The organism is Actinosynnema pretiosum (genome assembly GCF_024171695.1).
GTDB classification, from domain to species: Bacteria; Actinomycetota; Actinomycetes; order Mycobacteriales; family Pseudonocardiaceae; genus Actinosynnema; species Actinosynnema pretiosum.
The window spans coordinates 89,661-110,277 of the sequence record NZ_JAMTCF010000019.1 but is presented as its reverse complement, the minus strand read 5'-3'; the positions used below and the strand labels follow the sequence as shown (position 1 = coordinate 110,277).

19 protein-coding genes are annotated in these 20,617 nt (G+C 73.9%); 13 read left to right on the top strand and 6 right to left on the bottom strand.

What is annotated here, in order from left to right; all coding sequences use genetic code 11:
• The 6 genes from LV78_RS32030 to LV78_RS32005 all read left to right on the top strand — a co-directional run bounded on the left by LV78_RS32030 (position 1) and on the right by LV78_RS32005 (position 8,687).
• Positions 1-408 (top strand): GPW/gp25 family protein, encoded by a 408-nt coding sequence (locus LV78_RS32030; protein ID WP_253849761.1) that lies wholly within the window; start codon positions 1-3, stop codon positions 406-408.
• Entirely contained in the window at positions 408-2,342 is a 1,935-nt protein-coding gene (locus tag LV78_RS32025) for a putative baseplate assembly protein (RefSeq protein WP_253849760.1), read from the top strand. The genes LV78_RS32030 and LV78_RS32025 overlap by 1 nt, the downstream gene beginning before the upstream one ends.
• Positions 2,339-2,878 carry a phage tail protein gene (locus tag LV78_RS32020; protein WP_253849759.1) on the top strand — a complete coding sequence of 180 codons (540 nt, stop codon included), beginning with the start codon at positions 2,339-2,341 and terminating at the stop codon, positions 2,876-2,878. Before LV78_RS32025 ends, LV78_RS32020 begins: the two co-directional genes overlap by 4 nt.
• Positions 2,875-4,011 carry a zinc ribbon domain-containing protein gene (locus LV78_RS32015; RefSeq protein ID WP_253849758.1) on the top strand — a complete coding sequence of 379 codons (1,137 nt, stop codon included), beginning with the start codon at positions 2,875-2,877 and terminating at the stop codon, positions 4,009-4,011. The genes LV78_RS32020 and LV78_RS32015 overlap by 4 nt, the downstream gene beginning before the upstream one ends.
• 43 nt (positions 4,012-4,054) lie before the next feature.
• Positions 4,055-7,234 (top strand): VWA domain-containing protein, encoded by a 3,180-nt coding sequence (locus tag LV78_RS32010; protein WP_253849757.1) that lies wholly within the window; start codon positions 4,055-4,057, stop codon positions 7,232-7,234.
• Between the two features lie 112 nt (positions 7,235-7,346).
• Complete coding sequence (locus tag LV78_RS32005; RefSeq protein WP_253849756.1) at positions 7,347-8,687, top strand: COG1470 family protein; 1,341 nt, start codon at positions 7,347-7,349, stop codon at positions 8,685-8,687.
• 99 nt (positions 8,688-8,786) lie between these two features.
• Here LV78_RS32005 and LV78_RS32000 read toward each other — a convergent pair whose 3' ends face one another.
• The 3 genes from LV78_RS32000 to LV78_RS31990 all read right to left on the bottom strand — a co-directional run bounded on the left by LV78_RS32000 (position 8,787) and on the right by LV78_RS31990 (position 10,979).
• Complete coding sequence (locus LV78_RS32000; protein WP_253849755.1) at positions 8,787-9,428, bottom strand: response regulator transcription factor; 642 nt, start codon at positions 9,426-9,428, stop codon at positions 8,787-8,789.
• A 259-nt stretch (positions 9,429-9,687) separates the two neighbouring features.
• On the bottom strand, positions 9,688-10,335 hold the full coding sequence (locus tag LV78_RS31995) for a response regulator (RefSeq protein ID WP_308208781.1): 648 nt from the start codon (positions 10,333-10,335) through the stop codon (positions 9,688-9,690).
• Between the two features lie 5 nt (positions 10,336-10,340).
• Complete coding sequence (locus tag LV78_RS31990) at positions 10,341-10,979, bottom strand: sensor histidine kinase (RefSeq protein WP_253849754.1); 639 nt, start codon at positions 10,977-10,979, stop codon at positions 10,341-10,343.
• A gap of 247 nt (positions 10,980-11,226) precedes the next feature.
• On the opposite strand from LV78_RS31990, the gene LV78_RS31985 reads away from it, so the two are divergent.
• On the top strand, positions 11,227-12,162 hold the full coding sequence (locus tag LV78_RS31985) for a radical SAM protein (RefSeq protein ID WP_253849753.1): 936 nt from the start codon (positions 11,227-11,229) through the stop codon (positions 12,160-12,162).
• A gap of 25 nt (positions 12,163-12,187) precedes the next feature.
• On the opposite strand, the gene LV78_RS31980 is transcribed toward LV78_RS31985, so the two are convergent.
• Positions 12,188-12,493 carry a PadR family transcriptional regulator gene (locus LV78_RS31980; RefSeq protein WP_253849752.1) on the bottom strand — a complete coding sequence of 102 codons (306 nt, stop codon included), beginning with the start codon at positions 12,491-12,493 and terminating at the stop codon, positions 12,188-12,190.
• A gap of 164 nt (positions 12,494-12,657) precedes the next feature.
• On the opposite strand from LV78_RS31980, the gene LV78_RS31975 reads away from it, so the two are divergent.
• The 5 genes from LV78_RS31975 (at position 12,658) to LV78_RS31955 (ending at position 18,353) form a co-directional block, all read left to right on the top strand.
• Positions 12,658-13,569 (top strand): DUF1996 domain-containing protein, encoded by a 912-nt coding sequence (locus tag LV78_RS31975; RefSeq protein ID WP_253849751.1) that lies wholly within the window; start codon positions 12,658-12,660, stop codon positions 13,567-13,569.
• Between the two features lie 835 nt (positions 13,570-14,404).
• On the top strand, positions 14,405-14,950 hold the full coding sequence (locus tag LV78_RS31970; protein ID WP_253849750.1) for a sigma-70 family RNA polymerase sigma factor: 546 nt from the start codon (positions 14,405-14,407) through the stop codon (positions 14,948-14,950).
• Entirely contained in the window at positions 14,947-15,666 is a 720-nt protein-coding gene (locus LV78_RS31965; RefSeq protein WP_253849749.1) for an anti-sigma factor family protein, read from the top strand. The genes LV78_RS31970 and LV78_RS31965 overlap by 4 nt, the downstream gene beginning before the upstream one ends.
• A 136-nt stretch (positions 15,667-15,802) precedes the next feature.
• Complete coding sequence (locus LV78_RS31960) at positions 15,803-17,188, top strand: hypothetical protein (RefSeq protein WP_253849748.1); 1,386 nt, start codon at positions 15,803-15,805, stop codon at positions 17,186-17,188.
• A gap of 394 nt (positions 17,189-17,582) precedes the next feature.
• The gene (locus tag LV78_RS31955) at positions 17,583-18,353 is read left to right on the top strand and encodes a DUF4383 domain-containing protein (protein WP_253849747.1); all 771 of its coding nucleotides are present in this window, start codon (positions 17,583-17,585) and stop codon (positions 18,351-18,353) included.
• A gap of 106 nt (positions 18,354-18,459) precedes the next feature.
• On the opposite strand, the gene LV78_RS31950 is transcribed toward LV78_RS31955, so the two are convergent.
• On the bottom strand, positions 18,460-19,395 hold the full coding sequence (locus tag LV78_RS31950) for an aldo/keto reductase (protein ID WP_253849746.1): 936 nt from the start codon (positions 19,393-19,395) through the stop codon (positions 18,460-18,462).
• Between the two features lie 82 nt (positions 19,396-19,477).
• Here LV78_RS31950 and LV78_RS31945 point away from each other — a divergent pair, with 82 nt between their 5' ends.
• Entirely contained in the window at positions 19,478-20,137 is a 660-nt protein-coding gene (locus LV78_RS31945; protein WP_253849745.1) for a M50 family metallopeptidase, read from the top strand.
• A gap of 150 nt (positions 20,138-20,287) precedes the next feature.
• Here LV78_RS31945 and LV78_RS31940 read toward each other — a convergent pair whose 3' ends face one another.
• The gene (locus LV78_RS31940) at positions 20,288-20,587 is read right to left on the bottom strand and encodes a WhiB family transcriptional regulator (RefSeq protein ID WP_253849744.1); all 300 of its coding nucleotides are present in this window, start codon (positions 20,585-20,587) and stop codon (positions 20,288-20,290) included.
• Between the last annotated feature and the right edge of the window lie 30 nt (positions 20,588-20,617).

The window sequence follows — 20,617 nt, the reverse complement described above, 5'->3', positions numbered from 1 at the left end:
GTGGACTTCATCGGCCGGGGGCTCGCCTTCCCCGTGCACACCGACGCCACCGGCTCCGTCGCGCTGGTCGGCGGCTCCCGCGAGCTGGTCGAGAGCATCCGCCTCATCCTGGCCACCGCCCCCGGCGAGCGCCCCATGCGCCCCGAGTTCGGCTGCGCCATCCACGACCTGGTGTTCGCCCCCGCCGACTCGGCCACCGCCGGGCGCATCGCCTACGAGGTCCGCACCGCCCTGGAGCGCTGGGAACCCCGCATCACCCTGGAGGACGTCTCGGTGAGCTTCGACGAGGTGGGCAGCGGAACCCTGCTCATCGACATCCGCTACACCCCGCGCGGCACCAACGACCCGCGCAACCTGGTCTTCCCGTTCTACGTCATCCCGCCCCACGACGCCGAGGACGGTGCCTGATGCCGCTGCCCAGCCCCAACCTGGACGACCGCCGCTTCCAGGACCTGGTCGACGAGGCCAAGCGCCGCGTCCAGCAGCACTGCCCGGAGTGGACGGACCACAACGTGTCCGACCCCGGCGTCACGCTCATCGAGGCGTTCGCGCACATGACCGACGAGCTGCTCTACCGGCTCAACCGCGTCCCCGACCTGCACTACCTGCGGTTCCTCGACCTCATCGGCGTCACCCTGTTCCCGCCCACCGCCGCCCGCGCCGACGTCACCTTCTGGCTGTCCGCGCCGCGCGAGACCCCCGTGGTCGTCCCGGCCGGGTCCCAGGTCGCCACCGAGCGCACCGAGATCGAGGAACCGGTGGTGTTCACCGTCGACCGCGACCTGGTCGTCGTGCCCGCCACCCTCGGCGCCCTGGCCACCTCCGCCGCCGACGCGCCCCCGGTCGACCGCACCGACGACCTGCGCGACGGCAAGGACCCCGAGGTGTTCGGGCCCGAGCCCGCCGAGGGCGACGCCGTGCTGTTCGGCCTCACCGACGCCGTCCCCGGCTGCGCCGTGCTGCTGCGCCTGGAGTGCCGCGCCGAGGGCAGGGGCGTCGACCCGCGCTTCCCGCCGTGGCGCTGGGAGGCGTGGGACGGCGAGAACTGGGTCCCGGCCGAGGTCGAGCGGGACACCACCGGCGGCTTCAACCAGCCCGGTGACGTCGTCCTGCACGTCCCGACCGGCCACACCGCCTCCGTGATCGCCCGCCAGCGGGCGGGCTGGCTGCGCTGCCGGGCCGTGCGCCCCGAACCGGAACTGCCCTTCTACCACCGCTCCCCGAAGCTGCTGTCCGCCACCGCCGCCACCATCGGCGGCACCACCGCCGCCACCCACGCCGACGTCGTCACCGGCGAGGTCGTCGGCGTCTCGGAAGGCGTTCCCGGCCAGCGGTTCCAGCTCGCCCGCACCCCCGTCGTCGCCGGTGACGCGGTCCTGCGCGTGCAGGTCGCCACCGCCGACGGCTGGCAGGACTGGCACGAGGTGCGCTCGTTCGCCGAGTCCGGCCCCGCCGACCGGCACGTCGTGCTCGACCGCGTCGGCGGCGAGCTGATCTTCGGACCGGCGGTGCGGCAACCGGACGGCTCGGTGCGCAACCACGGCGCCGTGCCCGCGAAGTCCGCCGCGATCCGGGTCCCCGAGTACCGCACCGGCGGCGGCCCGCGCGGCAACGTCGCGCGCGGGATGCTGCGCGTGCAGCGCGACCCGGTGCCGTTCGTCAGCTCCGCCACCAACCGCAGGCCCGCCGCCGGGGGCGTCGCGGGGGAGAGCGTCACCGACGCCGCCCAGCGCGGACCGCTGCTGCTGCGCACCCGCGACCGGGCGGTCACCGCCGAGGACTACGAGCTGCTCACCCGCGAGGCCGCGCCCGAGATCGCGCGCGTGCGCTGCGTGCCCGCCGGGGCCGGGTCGGACGCCGTGCGGGTGCTCGTGGTGCCCGCCGTGCCCGCCGACGAGGGCGCGGACTTCGCCGCGCTGCAACCGGACGCCGAGGTGCGGGGCCGCATCGAGCGGTTCCTGGACGAGCGCCGCTGCGTCGGCGCCCGCGTCTCCGTCGAACCGCCGTTCTACCAGGGCGTCACGGTCGTCGCGCAGCTGCGCGCCCGCGCCGGGACCCCGGAGGACGTGCTGCGCGCCCGCGCCGTGCAGGCCCTCTACGACTACTTCAACCCCATCAGCGGCGGACCGGACGGCGGCGGCTGGCCGTTCGGCAGGCCCGTCCAGTCCGGCGAGGTCTTCGCGGTGCTGCAACGACTCCACGGCGTGGAGCTGGTCGAGGACATCCGGCTGTTCGGCGCGAACCCGGTCACCGGCGAGCGCGGCACCGCCGTCCCGCGCCTCGACCTGCCGCCCAACGGACTCGCGTTCTCCTACGGCCACCAGGTGCGGGTGGCGCGATGAGGCTCGGCACGCTCACCCTGCCCAGCCCGCACCCGCTGGGCGAGCGCCTCCCCGCCGTCTACACCGAGGACGGCTTCACCCAGCGGTTCACCGAGGCGCTCGACGAGGTGCTCACCCCGGTGTTCACCGCCCTGGACGGCTTCGCCGCCTACCTCGACCCGCGCACCGCGCCCGAGGACTTCCTCGACCTGCTGGCGCACTGGGTCGCGCTGGACGTCGGCGAGGGGTGGACGCCCGCGCAGCGCCGGGAGCTGATCGCGTCGGCGGTGCGGCTGCACCGCTGGCGCGGCACCCGGCGCGGCCTCGCCGAGCACGTCCGGCTGCTCTCCGGCGGTGAGGTGGAGGTCGTCGACAGCGGCGCCTGCACCTCGACCGACCAACCCGGCCAGCCCCTGCCCGAGACCGGACCGCCCTCGGTCCGGGTCGTGGTGCGGGTGGCCGATCCCGAATCCGTCGACCGGACCCGACTGGCCTCGGCCGTGGCGGGGGCGGTCCCCGCGCACGTCGCGGTCGAAGTGGAAGTGGTGGGGCAGTGATCGTCTGCGCGCAGTGCGGGGAGCACAACACCGGCGGGGCCGAGTTCTGCGGCGCCTGCGGGACTTTCCTGGAGTGGGAGAAGGAAACCGTTGGGGCGGCGCAGGGGCAGGCCGGTGGCGCGGCGCAGCAGTCGGGGCCCGCTGGGTCCGCCGGGCCCGCCGGGCAGCCCACGACCGCGCAGCCGGTCGTGCCACCGGTGGTCGCGGCGCCGGAACCCCAGCCTCCGGTCCCGGCCGCCCAACCGGGTGCCGCCCAACCGGCCCCGGCCCGACCGACCGCCGTCCAGCCCACCGCCGTCCAGCCCTCGGCGGTCCAGCCCGGCGCCCAGCAGCCCGCGCCCGCCCGCCCGCAGCCCAAGCTCACCGAGCGCCGCCAGGCCCAGCCCGGCGACCTGATCTGCGGGCGCTGCGGCGACAGCAACCCGCCCACCCGCAACTTCTGCGCCACCTGCGGCGACTCGCTGGCCGCCGCGACGGTCGTCGACACCACCTGGTGGCGCAAGCTGTTCCCCCGCAAGGACAAGACCGTCGCGGCGGGCACCCGCAACCGGGCCCGCCGCAGCGGCTCGGTCCGCAAGGGCGTCGGCCGGGCCGCGCAGCTCGTGCTGCTGGTCGCGGTCCTGCTGTTCGGCGCCCTGTACGGGCTGGTCGCCCCGTTCCGCTCGTCCGTCAACGGCGCCGTCACCGGGACCGTCGAGGACGTGCGCGGCGTGTTCGACGCGAAGCTCGAACCGGTGCGCCCCACCGCCGTCAGCGCCACCGCCGAGCTGCCCGACCACCCGGCCGCGCTGGTCGCCGACAACGCCTCGAACACGCACTGGGCCGCCCCCGCCGACCCGCAGCCCGCGCTGGTCCTGGACTTCGGCAAGCAGGTCGACCTCACCAAGGCGATCGTGCGCGCGGGCATCGGCGCCGACTTCCAGTCCGCGCACCGCCCGCAGCGCCTGCACCTCGTCTACTCCACCGGCAGGACCCACGACGTCGACCTCGCCGACACCCCCGACCCGCAGGAGGTCGCGCTCGCGGGCAGCGAGGGCGCCGAGCGCGTCGAGGTGCACGTGACCGGGCTGCACCGGTCGCTGTCGGGCAACGACGTCGCGATCTCCGAGATCGAGTTCTTCGCCGAGAAGTAAGCCCCGCCAAGGACCGAAGGAGCGAACCCCGGTGGACCGACCGGTGATCGGACGAGTGGGCAGAACCGCCGCCTTCCTGGCGCTGGCGGTGCTGCTGGGCGGCTTCCTGCTCGCCGACCGGGCGCCGCAGGCCACCGCGCAGGACGAACCCCTCTCCCCCTACCTGGTGGGGTACGAGGGCGGGGACGACGTGCACAGCGCCAACGCGAGGGGCGCGGACCAGCGCGCCCTCAGCGGCCGGGAGCGCAGGGAGGCGCAGCCCGCGTACTCCCCGGACGGCACGAAGATCGCCTACGCCCAGTGGGGCGTGGAGACCCCGCCCTCGTCGGCGCCCCCGACCCCAGGACCCCCGGTCACCGGCTTCGCGAGCCTGGTCGTGGCCAACGCGGACGGCACCTCGCCCCGCGTGCTCACGCCCAGGATCGGCGAGGCCGAGCCCACCTGGTCCCCGGACGGCGCCAAGCTCGCCGTCACCACCGAGGCGGGCATCCGCGTCCTGCGCGTCTCGGACGGGGCGGTCCTGGCGGACGTCCCGGCGCCCCCGACCCTGTCCGCCCGCGACAGCGAGCCCGCCTGGTCCCCGGACGGCACGACCATCGCGTTCACCAGGCGGATCGACGGGCAGGAGACGCCGAACGTCGGGCCGTACGCGGTGGTGGGCGGCACGAGCCCCGGCGGCGACTACCGGACCCAGGCGAGGCTGAGCACCCCGGACGTCCCGAGCAAGCCCGAGATCATGTTCCTCATCGACACCACGGGGTCGATGGGCTCGGCGTTGAAAGCCGCAGGGGAAACGCTGACCGCGACGCTGGAGCAGCTCCTCGGGGAGCAACCGGCAACGCGCTTCGGGTTGGCCGACTACAAGGACACCGTCGACGGCCCAGGCCGCTACCGGATGCGGCAGGACCTGACCAGCGACACGCGGGCGTTCCAAGCGGCGCTGACCGGGCTGAAACCGGAAGGTGGCGGCAACTCCTGGCCCGAGGACTGGTTCTACGGGCTGCACAGGCTCGCCACCGACGACGTGTTCGTGGAGAGCGGGGCGAACCGCATCATCGTGCTCGTCGGCGACGCGCCCGCCCGCTACGACTGCGACGGGGCCGAGGCGAACGACTGCGCCCTGCTCCTCACCCAGCAGGAGACGATCGACTCCTTGCTGGCCAAGGACATCCGCGTCATCGGCGTCCCGGTCTCGCCCGGTGGCACGTCCGGGCTCGACAACCTGCGCCAGGCCACCGCCATCGTCAACGCCACCGGTGGTGTGCTCCTGCCGGACAACACCAGGCCCGCCGATCTCGCCCAGGCCATCTCCAACGGCATCCGGTCCCTCCCGGTCACCGTCACCCCGCAGCACTCCTGCGACTCCGGCGCCACCGTCGAGTTCGACCCGCCCTCCATCGTCCAGCGCGGTGGTGGCGAGATCACCTTCACCGAGACCGTCAAGCTCCCCGCCGACGCCCGCCCCGGCACCACCGCGACCTGCTACGTCGACTTCCTGTTCGACGGCGAGCAACCCACTCCGCCCCGCACCCAGCACCTCACCGTCACCGCCCAGAACCCCGGCGCCCCCACGGTCGTCGTCGCCGGCGCGGTCGTGACCAGCCCCGACGGCCAACCGGCCCCCGCGACCTTCACCGCCTCCGCCACCGACGCCACCGGAGCCCCGCTCACCCCCGGCTGCGACCAGACCCCCGGCGCCCGCTACCCGGTCGGCTTCACCACCGTCACCTGCACCGCCACCGACGCCGCAGGCCGCACCGGCTCCGCAACGGCCCCCCTGGTCGTCCAAGGCCCCGGCACCGCCCAGGGCACCGGCATCTGGTTCAGCACCGTCGACCAGGACACCCACCGCTCCACCCGGCAGATCCCCTTCACCGCCAAGGTGGACGAGGCCTGCGCGAGCGACGGGACAGCCGCAGCCTGGTCCCCGGACGGCCAGCGCCTCGCCTACGCCCACAGCACCGGCGACCTGTGCACCGCGAACGCCGACGGCTCCTCCGCCACCCGCATCTCCGCCGCCCCCAACGCGAACCACCCCGAGTGGACCCCCGACTCCGCCGCGATCCTCCACGACGGCGACGACGACGGCCGCCGCGCCATCTGGTCCGTCCCCCCGAACGGCGGCGACCCGGTCAAGCTGGTCAGCCGCGCCGACGGCGCCGCCCACCCCACCACCCGCCGCCTGCCCGACCTGGCCGTCACCGCGAGCGCGTCCCCGCCGGACGTGGTCTTCGGCGGCAGCGCCGAGTACCTGTTCACGGTCACCAGCACCGGCCTCGTCGCCGCCCCCGGCGCCACGATCGCCCTGGACGTCCCACCCGGCCTCCAGCTCGACCGGATCCTCACCACCAGCGGCAACTGCCGCACCGACACCCCGCGTTGCGCCCTCGGCCGCCTCGCCAAGGGCCAGCGAGCCGAGATCCGCGTCCAGGCCACCTCCACCGCGGCGGGCGAGCAGACCGTCACGGCGACCGCCCCCGCCGACATCAACCCCGGCGACAACACCGCCCGCGCGAAGGTCACCGTCGCCGAGGAGGTCGTGCCCCCGCCCAACCCCGGCTCGCTCTCCCTCGCCGTCGCCGCCGTCCCCCCGGACAGCTACGTCGGCGGCCAGGACGTCGTGCTGTCCTACCGGATGCGCAACGGCTCCCCGGAGCCGATGACCGACGTCCGCCTGGTCACCGCCCTGCCTCCCGAGCTCGGCGCCCCCACCGCCGCCAGCCCCGGCTGCGCGCCGGACGGCCGGGAGTGCGCCATCGGCGCCCTGCAGCCCGGCCAGCTCGCCGAGGTCCGCCTCACCCTGCCCGCCAAGGCCGCCACCAGGGGACCCACCGGCGGCTCGGTGTTCACCACCGGCCCGGACTCCGACGTCGTCGACAACACCGCCGCCGTCGAGGTGTCCGTGCGGCAGCCGAAGCTCACCGTCGACCCGCCCATCGGCCCACCCGGTTTCGTCGCCCGCGTCATCGGCGTCGACTTCCCGCCCGGCGCCGAGGTCCGGCTCGCCTGGAGCGCGGGCATCACCCAGGAACCGGCCACCGCCCGCGTGAGCGGCGACGGCGGTCTCGACGCCCAGCTCCTGGTGTTCCCGCGCGACCGCCTCGGTCCCAGGGACGTGCTCGCCGCCCCGCTGGCCGGACCCCGGTTCGGCCAGGTCGCCTCGAACCCGTTCCTGGTGGTGCCCAGGACCGTGCAGCCGCCGGACTTCGTGTTCCGGGGCTAGAGCCGCACCGGGGGACGCCCGCCGGGCCGCCCGCACGGGCAGCCCGGCCCGCACCGCCCCCCGCCCGAAGACCCCTGACCCCCACCCGCCCAGTCCACGGAGGATTGCCCTCATGGGTGCCACCGCCACGCTGTCAGCCCCCGCGCTGTCCGTAGACCCCGGCCAGCAGGTCGAGTGCACGGTCGTCGTGCGCAACACCGGCGGGCTGGTCGACCAGTTCACCGTCGACGTCGTCGGCGACACCGCGGAGTGGGCCGTCGCCGAACCGGCCGAGGTCAACCTGGTCCCCGACCAGACCGCCGAGGTCGTCGTCCGCTTCTCCCCGCCGCGCAGCTCCGCCGTCCACGCGGGCGCGCGGCCGTTCGGCGTGCGCGTCACCTCCCGCGAGGACCCGTACGGCTCCGTCGTGGAGGAGGGGACCGTCGAGGTCGGCGCGTTCACCGCGCTGCACGCGGAACTGGTGCCCACCAAGAAGGAGGGCGCCCGGCGGGCCCGCTACGAGGTCGCCGTCGACAACACCGGCAACGCCCCGCTCGCGCTGCGGGTCGAACCGCTCGACCCCGAGGACGAGCTGGTCCTGACCGCCACCCCGCGCGAGCTGGTCCTGCCGCCTGGCACGACCGCGTTCGCCAAGCTGCTGGTCAAGCCGCACGACACGTTCCTGCGCGGCCAGCCGGTGCGCCGCCCGTTCCGGGTCGACGTGGTGCCCGCGCAGGGCGACAAGGTCGTCGTGGACGGCGTGCTGGTGCAGCGGCAGGTGCTGCCCAAGTGGCTGCTGCCCGCGCTCGCCGCCCTGCTCGCACTCGCGCTGCTGCTCGGCGCCCTGTGGTTCGCCCTGCTCAAGCCCATGGTCAGCTCCGCCGCCCGCGAGGCGGCCGAGAAGCAGGCCGAGGAGGTCAAGGCGGTCGCCCAGGAGGCCCAGGCGGGCGCCGCCGCCGCGCAGGCCGGGGCGGACGAGGCCAAGCAGAACTCCGAGAAGGTCCTGGAGGCGGTCGGGATCGACCCGAGCACGGTGCTCGCGCCCGGCAGCTCCTCCGGCGGCGACGCGGCCGTCGTGCTGCCGCAGCGCTCCACCACCCAGGCGCCGCCGCCCGCCGAGCCCACCGACTTCCGGGTGGCCGCCGACTCGCCGATCACCGGTGACGCCAACCGGTTCGCCGACTTCACCTACACGCCCAAGGACGACAAGAAGACCCTGGCGATCACCGACCTGATCGTGCAGAACCCGCGCGGCGACGCCGGGACCGTGCGGCTGCTGCGCGAGTCGAACGGCGCCCGCAGCACCCTGCTGGTGCTGGGCCTGGCGAACTTCCGCGACCAGGACTACCACTACGTGCAGCCGCTGCGGTTCAAGCCGGGCGAGAAGCTGATCCTGTCGGTGAGCTGCCAGAACCCGGCCGAGCGCGGCAACTGCACCCCGTCGGTGTCGTTCTCCGGCCGCGTCGAGGGCTGACGCGAAGGGGCGCCGCCCGAACACCGGTTTCCCGGTGCCAGGGCGGCGCCCCGTTTCCTGCACCTCGCGGCCGAACCTCCGAGAGGGGCGGGGAGTGTCCTAGATCAGGCCCTCGCGCAGCGCGTAGGCCACCGCGTGCGCCCGGTTGCGCAGGCCGAACCGGTTGGTGATGTCGTGCAGGATGGACTTGACCGTCCGCTGCGAGTAGCACAGCCGCTCGGCGATCTCCCGCGTCTCGTACCCGTCGGCGATCAGCCGCAGCACCTCGGTCTCCCGGTTCGACATGCCCGCCATCGTCCAGCCGTTGGGGTGCAGGACGTTGCGCTGCAACCGGGACACCCGGTTCAGCAGCTTCCCGAGCAGGTCCGGCGGGAGCGTGCCCTCACCGGCGGCGGTCGCCTTCAGCAGCCGCACCAGCGTCTCCGGCGTCGCCTCCGAGCGGCGCACCACCGCGGACACCCCGCTGCTGACGGCGTTGAGCAGGTCCGAGTCCGCCACGTCCCCGGCCACCAGCACGATGCCGGGGCCATCGCCCACCTGGAGCTTGCGCAGCAGCTGCTGCGCGTCCGAGTCCAACCGCTCCAGGACGACCAGCGCCACCTGGGCCTCTCCCCGAGCGCTGTCCTCGGGATCGACGAGCCTGACCTCCGGCCGCGCCCGCAGCGCCGCCGTCACCCCGGCTCTCGTGATCGAGTCGGTCGCGTGCAGGACGACCGACAACTGCTGCTGCTCCACGATCATGTCGCGCTCCAACCGGATTGCCGTGCCCCGTGTGTGCCCCGTCGAATGGTCCCGAGCCGGGATGTCCCGACGCCAGGGACGCCGTGTCCCGAACTGTCCCGGCCCGAGGTGCGGACAGCGCTTTCCGCGCGCGCCGCACCATGCTCCCCGGTGTGCCGCTCTCCGGTTCTCCTCGTTGTGCAACAAGCACTTCTGCTCACCAGAGCCCGCTCCGCGCCGCGCTTCCCGACGGTCGGGCGCCGCACACGTGAGAGCGCTCTCATCGCTGCCCCATCCCGGCCTCGCGGGCCCGCGCCACGGCTTCCGCCCGGTCGGCCACGTGCAGCTTCCGCAGGATGTTCGACACGTGGTTGCGCACCGTCTTCGGGCTCAGCACCAGCTCCCGCGCGATCGCGCCGTTGCCCTCGCCTCCCGCCATCAGCCGCAGCACCTCGCGCTCCCGCGAGGTCAGCTCCGGGAACGTCTCCGGCCTCGGCTGCGCGGGCGCGCCGAAGTACGCCAGCAACCGCCCCGCGATCGCCGGGCTGAAGATCGCCTCGCCCTCGGACACCGCCCGCACGGCCCGCACGATCTGCTGCGGCTGCGAGGCCTTCAGCAGGTAGCCGAGCGCGCCCGCGCGCATCGCCGCGAACACCGAGTCGTCGTCGTCGAACATCGTCAGCACCAGCACCCGCGCGCCGGGGTGCTCGGCCACGACGCGCCGCGTCGCCTCCACCCCGCCGAGGTCCGGCATGTTCAGGTCCATCACGACCACGTCCGGCCGCAGCGCCGCCGCCAGCTCCACCCCCATCCCGCCGCCCGACGCCTCGCCGACCACGGTTATCTCCGGCGAGCCCGCCAGCACCGCCGACAGCCCGAACCGGAACATCGGGTGGTCGTCCACCACCAGCACCCGCAGCGGTCGCACCGCGCTCACCCGCCCACCGGCAGCTCGACCGCGATGCGCGTGCCGCCCTGCTCGGGGACCTCGGCGGCCCACGTTCCCCCCACCTCGCGCGCCCGCTCCCGCATCGACCGCAGCCCGACGCCGACCGGTTCCGCCACGCGCGGCAGGCCGACCCCGTCGTCCACGACCTCGACCCTGAGCCGGTCGGTGAACCGCAGCCACACCGCGCACCGCCGGGCGCCCGCGTGCCGCACCACGTTCGTCAGCGCCTCGCACACGATCCGGTAAGCGGCGACCTCGACGTCCGCCCCCAGCTCGGGCAGCTCCCCGACGACCTCGACCTCCACCAGCACCGGGTGCCGCCCGGCCAGCGCCCCCGCGTGCGCCCGCACCGCCCCCACCAGGCCCAGCCGCGCCAGCACCGGCGGGTGCTGCGCGTCGGCGGCCAACCGGCGCACCTCGGCGACCGCGCCGTGCGCCTCCTCCTCCAGCGCCGCCAACAACCTGCTCGCCGCGCCCGCGTCGCGCTCCACCAGCTCGCGCGCCGCGCGCAGGCCTAACGCGATCGCCGCCAGCGAGGGCCCGACGCCGTCGTGCAGCTCGCGCAGCACCCGGCGCCGCGCCTCGGCGGCGGCGTCCCCGGACACGACGAACTGGCGGCGCATGTGCCCTCCCGGATGGGGCGACCACACGTGCGGGGGTCGACCTCGTACAGGTTGTCGCGAGCCTGCCGAGGACCGTTTCACAGCTTCGGCCCGTTCCCACGTTGGGAGGAATCAGTCCGCGAACCCGGTTACCGGACATGTATCAGCGCCCTTGATCAGTGCTCCGTATGGAGAGAGGTTGCGACAGGAGGGCGGCGACATGGCTCAGGTTGGTGGACGCTCCGTGTTCCAAGTTCACCCGACCCGGTTGTGCACTCTGCGGTGCCTGCACTGCTACTCCAGCTCCGGTCCGGACGTCGCCGAGTCCCTGCCGATCGGAGTCCTCGGACCGGCCGTCCGCGAGGCCGCGGCCCTCGGCTACGACGTCCTGAGCGTCTCCGGCGGCGAACCGCTGCTGTACCCGGAACTGCGGGCGCTGGTGCGCGCCGCGCGCGACGCCGGGATGCGCACGACCGTGACCACCAACGGGCTCTCCCTGACCCCGCGCCGGATAGCGCTGCTCCGCGAGGTCGACCTGGTGGCGGTCTCCGTCGACGGCGTCCAGCCCGACCACGACCGGCTGCGCGGCGAGCCGGGGTCCCACGACCGGGCCATGACGGGCGTCCGCAGGCTCACCGAGGCCGGTGTCCCGGTGGGCGTGGTGACCACCCTGACCAAGAACGGCGCGACCAGGCTGGGCGAGGTGGCCGACCAGGTGGCGGCGGCGGGCGCGCTGCTGCTCCAGGTCCGCCCCCTGGAGGCGGAGGGCGCGGCCCGCCGCCTGTCGGCGGAGCGCCCCGGCCCGGTGGAGCTGGCCTACGCGGCGGTGGAGCTGGGCAGGGTGGCGGCGGAGCACGGCTTGGCGGTCCAGCTCGACGCCGTCCCCCGCACCAGCCTGCTGCGCGACCGCGCGTCGTTCACGGCGGAGGGCGCCACCGGCGACCTGGGCGCCTGGCTGACCCCGCTGGTGGTGGAGGCGAACGGCGCGGTCGTCCCGTCGGTGCACGGCTTCGACCGCCGCTACGCCCTCGGCTCGCTCCTGGACCGCCCGCTGGCCGACCTGGCCGCGTCCTGGGACCCGGCCCCGTACCGGGACCTGTGCGCCCGGACCTGGGAGCAGCTGACCGGGGGCAGGACCGGACCGCTGATCACCTGGTACGGCCACCTGCTGCGCGCGTCCAGGGCGCGGGTCGGCTGCCCGTGACGTTCGCGGGCGCGGTCAGGCGCGGTCAGGCCCCGTCGGCGGCGCTGCGCCGCAACCGCTCCAGCGACCGGTGCGCCCGCGCGACGGCGGTCTGCGCCACCGGGACCGCGTCGGGGACCAGCCGGTAGTACCGCCTGCGGGGGCGGCCCTGCTCGCGCGGGTCGACCTCCTCCCACTCGCTGCACACCCACCCGCGCAGTTCGAGCCGGGCGAGGATGGGGTGCACGGTGCCGCTGGGCAACCCGGTGGTGCGGCACAGCTCCAGCCCGTACCGGGGCCGGTCGGCGTCTTCAAGCAGCACGCCGAGGACGAGCCGGGTCGGCAGCGTCATCCGGGGTCCTCCACGAGCCGCCACCAGGTCAAATCTACTTAGGGGGCGGTCGGGGGACACCGCAATTAGCGGGGTGCGGCCGTTTTTCCCGCCACCGGCCGAACGGCCGAGGCGACGGCGAGTCCGTGCCGACGCGGTGCGGTGAGCCGGCAAGCTAGTCACCCGTGAGGGCGATCATCCCGGTGCTGGCGCTTCTCCTGGTGCTGGCCGCCTGCGCGACGGACGACCGCTACCTGCCCATCGACGAGGCCCCGCCCGCCCCGACGTCGCCGGTGGCGGAGCCGGACGCGTCGACCGGCACGTTCACGATCTCCTGCGGTCGCAACGAAAAGCGGCACCTGAACGCGGACAACGTGGTCATCTCACCGGGCAGGCTGAACGGCGCGCACCACACGCACGAGTACGTCGGCAACGAATCGACGGACTACGCGTCGACGGACGCCTCGCTGGCCGCGTCCCCCACGACCTGCGCCCACGACGACCGCTCCGCGTACTTCTGGCCGGTGCTGCGCCTGACCGACACCGAGGGCCACGACGAGCACCAGCCGGGCGGGGGAGTGCACGGCAACACCGGCGAGGTGCTGCCGCCGGAGGAGGTCGTGGTGACGTACCGGGGGAGCCCGGCGGGCCACGTCCTGACGATGCCGACCGGCCTGCGCCTGATCACCGGCGACCCGGCCGCGCTCACGAACGGCGGCGGCCGGGCGTGGTGGGGCTGCACGGGGGCGGGGCGGGCGACGAACCGGTACCCGGTGTGCGAGCCGGGCAGCGACGTGGAGCGCACGTTCGAGTTCCCGAGCTGCTGGGACGGCAGGAACACGGACAGCGTCAACCACCGGTTGCACGCGGTGTTCCCCTTGGGAGGGCGGGTGTGCCCGGCGGGGACGTTCCCGGTGCCCGCGCTGACGGTGCGCGTGACGTACCGGGTGCCGGACGGGCGGCCGTACGCGATCGACAGCTTTCCGGAGCAGCTGCGCGACCCTGGTACGGACCACGCGATGTTGGTGTCCGCGCTGCCGGGGGTGCTGGCGGAGCGGATCAGGGACTGCTTGAACAACGGCGAGGTTTGCACTTGATCTTGGAGGCCGGGGTCGTCCTTGTGACACCGCTGGGCTGACTCTGGCGTTCCTTGGAGTCATTGGACCTGCCTCCGGGCCATGAGTGAGTGGTCCGTTCACTTGCGGTGTACGGGCGTGCGGCCCGTTCACTTCCGGCCCACGGATGTGCGGTCCGTTCGCTCGCGGGGCATCGGATGTGCGGTCCGTTCACTTGCTGGCTATGGGATGTGCGGTCCGTTCACTCGCTTGCTTGCGCTCCAGCGAACGGCCCGTTCACTGCCGGATCACGGGCGAACGGTCCGTTCGCTGCCTAGCCATGGGCGAACGGTCCGTTCGCTGCCTAGCCGTGGGTGTGCGGCCTGTTCGCTACCGGGCATGGGCGTGTGGTCCATTTGCTTGCGGGCCATGGGGTGAACGGTCCGTTCGCTCGCCTGCTTGCGCTCCAGTGAACGGTCCGTTCGCTGCTGGATCACGGGTGAGTGGTCCGTTCGCTGTCGGATCACGGGTGTGCGGTCCGTTCGCTGCTCTGAACTTCGGTGAACGGTCCGTTCGCTGCTAGATCACGAGTGAACGGACCGCTCGCTCCCTGCCTCCACTCCCCGCCTTGCTCCCCGCCCGCCCCCGCCTCCCCGCTTCTCGCCCTGTCCCGCACCTTGTGCCGCGCCTTGCCTCTCGCGCCTGACGGCTTGTCGTCCGGTTCCGGTTGAACGGTCCGTTCACCTTGGGTGAGTGGTCCGTTCGCTCGTCTCCCGCCCCTCCCCACCACCTCCTCAACCCCCACCCCACCCCCACCTGAACCATTCCGCCCCCGCACCCGTGTTCACGAGCACGAGCTGGTGAAAGGAGTGGGTGGATGGCGGCTCTGTGGTCCCGCAAACGGGAGACCGCGGCCGACGAGGCCCTGATCAAGACCCTCTACGAGGAGCACGGTCGGGCGTTGTTGGCGTACGCCACGCGGTTGACCGGTGACCGGGCGGCGGCTGAGGACGTTGTCCAGGAGACGCTCGTCCGGGCTTGGCGGCACCCCGAGGCGCTGGTCAACGGCAAGGGTTCGGTGCGCGGGTGGCTCTTGACGGTCGCGCGCAACATCGTCACCGACCGGGTGCGCGCGCGAGCGGTCCGGCCGCAGGAGGTCGCGGAGTCCCCCGCCACCACCGCGGTCGCCCGCGACCACGCCGAGGCCGTAGTCGACTCGGTCGTCGTCCTGGAGGCGCTGCACCGGCTGTCCCCGGACCACCGCGACGTCCTGCTGGAGATCTACTTCCGGGGACGCAGCGTCACCGAGGCCGCCGAGGCGCTCGGGGTGCCACCGGGAACGGTGAAGTCGAGATCGCACTACGCGCTCAGGGCACTGCGCGAGACCTTCACCGGGGTCTCGCTGAAGGGGGTGGCGGGATGACCGGGACTCACGAGAACAGCCGCGTCCCGCAGCTGCTCGGCGCGCACGTGCTGGGAGTGCTGGAGGAGGCGGAGGTGCGCGAGGTGGAGGACCACTTGGCGACCTGCCCGACCTGCCGCGACGAGGTGAACGGGCTGAAGGCGATGGAGGAGGCGCTGGGCGAGGTCCCGCCCGAGGCGCTGCTGGACGGACCACCCGACGGCGGCGACCTGCTGCTGCGGCGCGCCCTGCGGCAGGTCGGGCAGGAGCGCCAGGTCCGCGCGGCACGCCGCCGCGCAGGCGCGGGCGTGGCCGCCGCCGCGGTCGTCGCGGTCGTGCTCGGCGGCGGCTTCGCGGTCGGCCGGGGCACCGCCCCCACCGACGACGTCGCCATCACCACCCCGACGCCCGTCCCGTCCGCCCCGCCCTCCGGCACCCGCCTCGGCACCGGGACCGACCCGGCCACCGGAGCCAGGATGACCGTCCAGGTCAAACCCGCCGCGGGCTGGGTCAGGGTCAACGCCTCGGTCGCGGGCATCGCGCAGGGCGAGCAGTGCCGCATCGTCGTCGTGGCCAAGGACGGCTCGACGCAGGACGCGGGCAGCTGGCTCGTCTCCGAGGCGGGCGAGAAGGACGGCACCACCCTCGACGGCTCGGCCCTGGTCGCCCCCGAGGACGTCGCCGCCGTCGAGGTGCGCGGCTTCGACGGCAGGACGTTCGTGTCCATCCCAGTGTGACCCACCGCGTGCCCCGGTCTCCACCCCGGAGACCGGGGCACGATCGGGTGGATTCACCGCGCAACCCCGTCACCGCAACGGGTGGACCACCGCCCGCTGCGTGGCCGGGCGGCCCGACCGTGCACAGCGTTGGGGGGTGGACCCCCAACAGAGCAACCGGGCCGCGTACACCGTGAACCGCGGTCTGTTCGACGCGTTCACCGCGCCCTCGGACAACCCGGCCGTCCAACCGCCGCGCAACCTGCGCAACACGATCCTGTCCCTGTGCCTGCCCGGCTGGGCCGCCCGCCCGCAGGACTTCACCGACGCCTGGTCCCCCGACCACCGCGCAGGCGGCACCGCGACCGCCCGCCGGATCGCCTCCGTCTTCGGCGACGTCCCCAAGGCCGACACCGCCTACACCTCCACCGGGCACCGCCTCGAGGAGGTCTACGGCTTCGTGGTCGACGCGGAGCTCCAGGTCGGCGACGCGGACCACGACCAGGAGGCCCGCTACGAGCGCGCCTACCGCGCCCTGCACCGCGCCGAGGAGGTCGCCGACCCCGCCTCCGCCGACTGCCGCACCCACACCGTGCCCACCGACGCGTACCGCACCTACCTGCGGCACGCGGTCGACCACGACAACGCCCGCGCCGCGCACAACCACGCCCGCCAGCACGGCGAGCTGGCCGAGGAGGAGTTCGACCTGGTCAGGCGGGTGTTCCTGCAGATGGAGCGGGACGGCGGCCGGGAGATCAGGCAGGAGCTCGCGACCCTGGCCACCACCACCCGCAACGTCGTCGCGCGCGCGTTCGAGGACGCCCGCGAGCGGTTCGCGAGCGCCGAGCTCGACCTGGACGGGGTGCCGACGCGGCTGTCCGAGCTGATCCCGCACGACTGGGCGGTCGGCGGCGGGGTGTGGGGGAGCGCGCGGTACGGGGCCGAGGCGGTCGGGCGGGTCGGCCAGGCCGAGGCCGACGCCTGGGCGTGGCACACCGGCCTGGCCGACGGCATCTGGTCGCTGGGCGCGGAGCGCATCCACTCCGACACCCCGATCGAGGGAATGGAGCTCACGTTCGAGTTCACCTCGGTGGCCGTCTACCGCCCGTGGTTGCAGTTCCTGCTGCTCGGGATGCCCGGCTGGGAGGTGCCCGGCATGGGGCCGGGCGAGCTGTCCCAGGGGCTGCGCGGGGACAACTCCAAGTCCTGGTGGCCGCTGCTGACCACGGCTTTCCTGGCCGTGCGGGACCTGCGCATCCGCGCCGACTGGGGTGCGGCGGACCGCGACCTGATCGGGTCCGCGCGGGAGGGCGCCGCGCTCGGCTGGGGGCCGTTCCAGATCACCGGCGAGTACGCGCACCAGCCCCAGGGCGTCCACGACCGGGTGGCGTCCGAGCTGGTCGGCGACGAGCTGGTGGTGCCCGGCGCGCAGGTGGTCGGCGTGCTCGGCCAGGTGGTCCCGTTCAGCCCGCCCGGCCTGACCGAGGTGCTGATCCCGCGCCAGGAGTCGCTGCTCGCGGGCAACGCCTACCTGATCTCCTGAACCCGGTAAATGCTTTGACGGCGGGTTCGGGCGAGCGGATGATCGTCGGGTGCGAATCGAACTCGGCGACGCCGTCAGGGAATCGGCGGCGCGGTAGCGTCCCGGCCTCACATGGGGTGGGCCGGACGGGCCCCGACCACGGCGGGGCCTGCGCACGCCCGGCGCTGGAACTCCTGGTCGGGCGGGGTGGGAGCGGTTCCGTGAACTCCGCTCCCACCGCCTCGTGGGAATTCGGGAAAGTGTCACGAATAACCGATCGGGCATTTTCGGTGATCATCAAAAAGATTTCTTCCAAGGTGCGCGAAAAACAACAAAGTTTGCCCTTCGCCCGCCGGGGGTAGTCGTAGGTCGTCCTGAGCCCGAAGAGCGGGCTCACGGTCCCACGGAGGGCGTGATGACCCACTCGACCACCACCGGACCCGCCCCCGGTCGCGTCAAGGTCGCAGGCCTGCAACCGGCCCAAGTCCTCACCGCCCTGCTGGCCGTCCTGTTCCTGGCCGCGGGCGTGGTCGGCTTCGTCCGCACCGGCTTCGGCGACTTCGCGGGCGACCGGCACGCCGAGGTCTTCGGCTTCCACGTCAACCCGCTCCACAACACGGTCCACCTGGTGTTCGGCGTCCTGGGCCTGCTCATGGCGAGCGGCTCCGCGCTGTCCCGGCTGTACGGCTGGATCGTCCTGCTGGCCTACGGCGCGGTCACCGCGTGGGGCCTGATGATCACCGGCGTGGTCTCGGTCAACCCGGTCGCCGGGCTCGGCAACCCGCTGGCGATCAACAACGCCGACAACGGCCTGCACGCGGGCCTCGCGATCGCCGGCCTGGTGATCGCGATCCTCCCGGCCCGTCGCAAGATCGTCGTGGACGAGCCCGCCCACGAGCCCGAGCTCCACCACGACGACACCGTCCGGGGCAACCGCTTCGACCAGCCGACGCTGCACCACCCGGCCCCTGAGCGCGACGTGCCCAAGCCCAGGGTCGAGTCCATGGACCCGACGATCGACTCCGGCAGGGTGAACGCGGGCAGGATCGAGGCGGGCAAGGACGCGGGCCTCGACGCCCGGTCCGGCGACACCCGCCCGGTGCAGACCCAGGGGGGCGACACCAGGCCCACCCGCACCCAGCCCGTGGACGTGGAGGCCCCCGGCGCGCGGCGCCCGGTGCGCTGAAAGCACGGGTGCTGAAGCACGAGCGCTGAGCACGGGCGCTGAAGCGCCAAGCACGACCACCGAGGGCCCGCTCCGCCGAGGAGCGGGCCCTCGCGCGCGTCCTGGCTCAGGCCGCCGAGTCCAGGCGGGCCAGGACCTCGTCGGGGAGCACCAGGTCAGCCGCCCCCAGCGCCTCCTCGACCTGCGCGACCGAGGACACCCCCACCACCGGCACCACGCCCCGCGCCATGACCCAGCCCAGCACCACCTGGTTCCTGGTCAACCCCAGCTCGTCCGCGACCTCCCCGAGCACCGCGAGGCGCCGGTCGTTGCCCACGTGCCGGTTCTCCTCGCGCAGCGGCTTGCCCGCGTACTGCCCGAACTGCAACGTCGAGTAGGCCACCAGCGCGAAGTCGCCCTCGCTCCGGGCGAAGTCCGCCATCTCCTCGGTCAGCAGCACGTGGCCGGACTCGGGCAGCGGGTAGCCCGGCCGGGGCCGCAGGTAGCTGAACCGCAGCTGGGCCGCCGCGTACTTCGGCCACCCGTTCGCCTCGGACACCGCCCGCGCCCGCTCGACCCGCCACACCGCGTGGTTGCTGCACGCGATCTCCCGCACCGACCCGTCCGCCACCAGCCCCGCGAACGCCCCCAGCGTCTCCGCCAGCTCGACGGACCGGTCCTCCACGTGGCTGTAGTGCACGTCGACCCGGTCCGTGCCCAGCCGCCGCAGGCTGCCCGCGACGCCGGACCTGACCACCTCGGCCGACAAGCCCTCGTAGCCCCCGCCCGCCGAGGGCCGCGCCCCGACCTTCGTGCCCAGCACCACCGAGTCCCGGTTGCCCCGCGCCGCGAGCCACCGCCCCAGCACCGCCTCGCTCTCGTCGCCCGTGCCGCCCTCGGCCCACGAGACGTAGTTGTTCGCCGTGTCCAGGAACGTCCCGCCCGCCTCGGCGAACCGGTCGAGGATCGCGAACGACGTCCCCTCGTCCACGGTCGACCCGAACGGCAGGGTTCCCAGGCACAGCGCACTGACCTCCAGCGCCCCCAGGCGCGCAGTCCTCATGGCGGCGCAGCCTGCACCCTGGAGCGGACTCCAGGTCAAGCCCGAGCGGCGGGCGGACCGATCACTGGCATCCTGGACGGTGATGTCGACGATCGCGCAGTGGGCCCCCGCAGTGCTCGCCCTGGTCCTGGTGGCCAGTCCGGGCGTCTGGCGCTACGCCCGCCACACCATCACCATCGCCCACGAGGGCGGCCACGCGCTCATCGCGCTGCTCACCGGCCGCAGGCTCCAGGGCATCAAGCTCAACTCCGACACCTCCGGCGTCACCGTCTCGCGCGGCAGGCCGTCCGGACCGGGCGTGGTCGCGATGTACTTCGCGGGCTACGTCACCCCGCCGCTGCTCGGCCTCGGCGCCGCGTGGCTGGTCACCGAGGGGCACGTGCGCCAGCTGCTGTGGGCGACGGTCGTCCTGCTGGCCGCCATGCTGATCATGATCCGGAACGTCTTCGGCGTGTTCTCGGTGATCGTCACCGGGGGCGTGATGTTCGTCGTGTCCTTCTACGGCACCGACGACCTGAAGTCCGGGTTCGCCCTGTTCGTGGCCTGGTTCCTGCTGCTGGGCGGCGTGCGCCCGGTGGGGGAGCTGCAGAGCAGGCGGATGCGGGGCAAGGCGCCCCAGTCCGACGCCGACCAGCTGGCCCGCATCACCCGCGTCCCCGGCCTGGTGTGGGTGCTGCTGTTCGCGGTGGTGGCGATCGGGTCGCTGTTCTACGGGGGGCAGCTGCTGTTCCCCGAGCTCTGAGCCGGAGCCCGGAAACGCTGACGGGGCCTCTCCGGTGTGGAGGGGCCCCGCGGGTGTGACCGACTTCGGGCTTCAGGTGTGCCGCCAGGTCGTGCTCGCACTGCGCTGTGCTCGCCGGGTGGTGCTGCTCCCTGCCTCGGACCCAGGGCGTCAGGCGACGGCGCTGACCCTGCGCCGGGCGGCGGAGATGATCCGCCTGCGCTCGTCCTCGCCCATCCCGCCCCACACGCCGTAGGGCTCCTGCACGGCCAGCGCGTGCTCGCGGCACTGGGCGAGCACCGGGCAGCGCGCGCACAGCTCCTTGGCCCGGTTCTCGCGGGACGCGCGGGCCGAGCCGCGCTCGTTGTCCGGGTGGAAGAACACCGCGCTGTCGCGCCCTCGGCAGAGCCCGTCCTTCTGCCAGTCCCACACGTCGGTGACGGGCTTGGGCAGGCGTGCGGTGCTGGTCATGGTGCGACCCCCTCCAGGCGGCTCTCATCG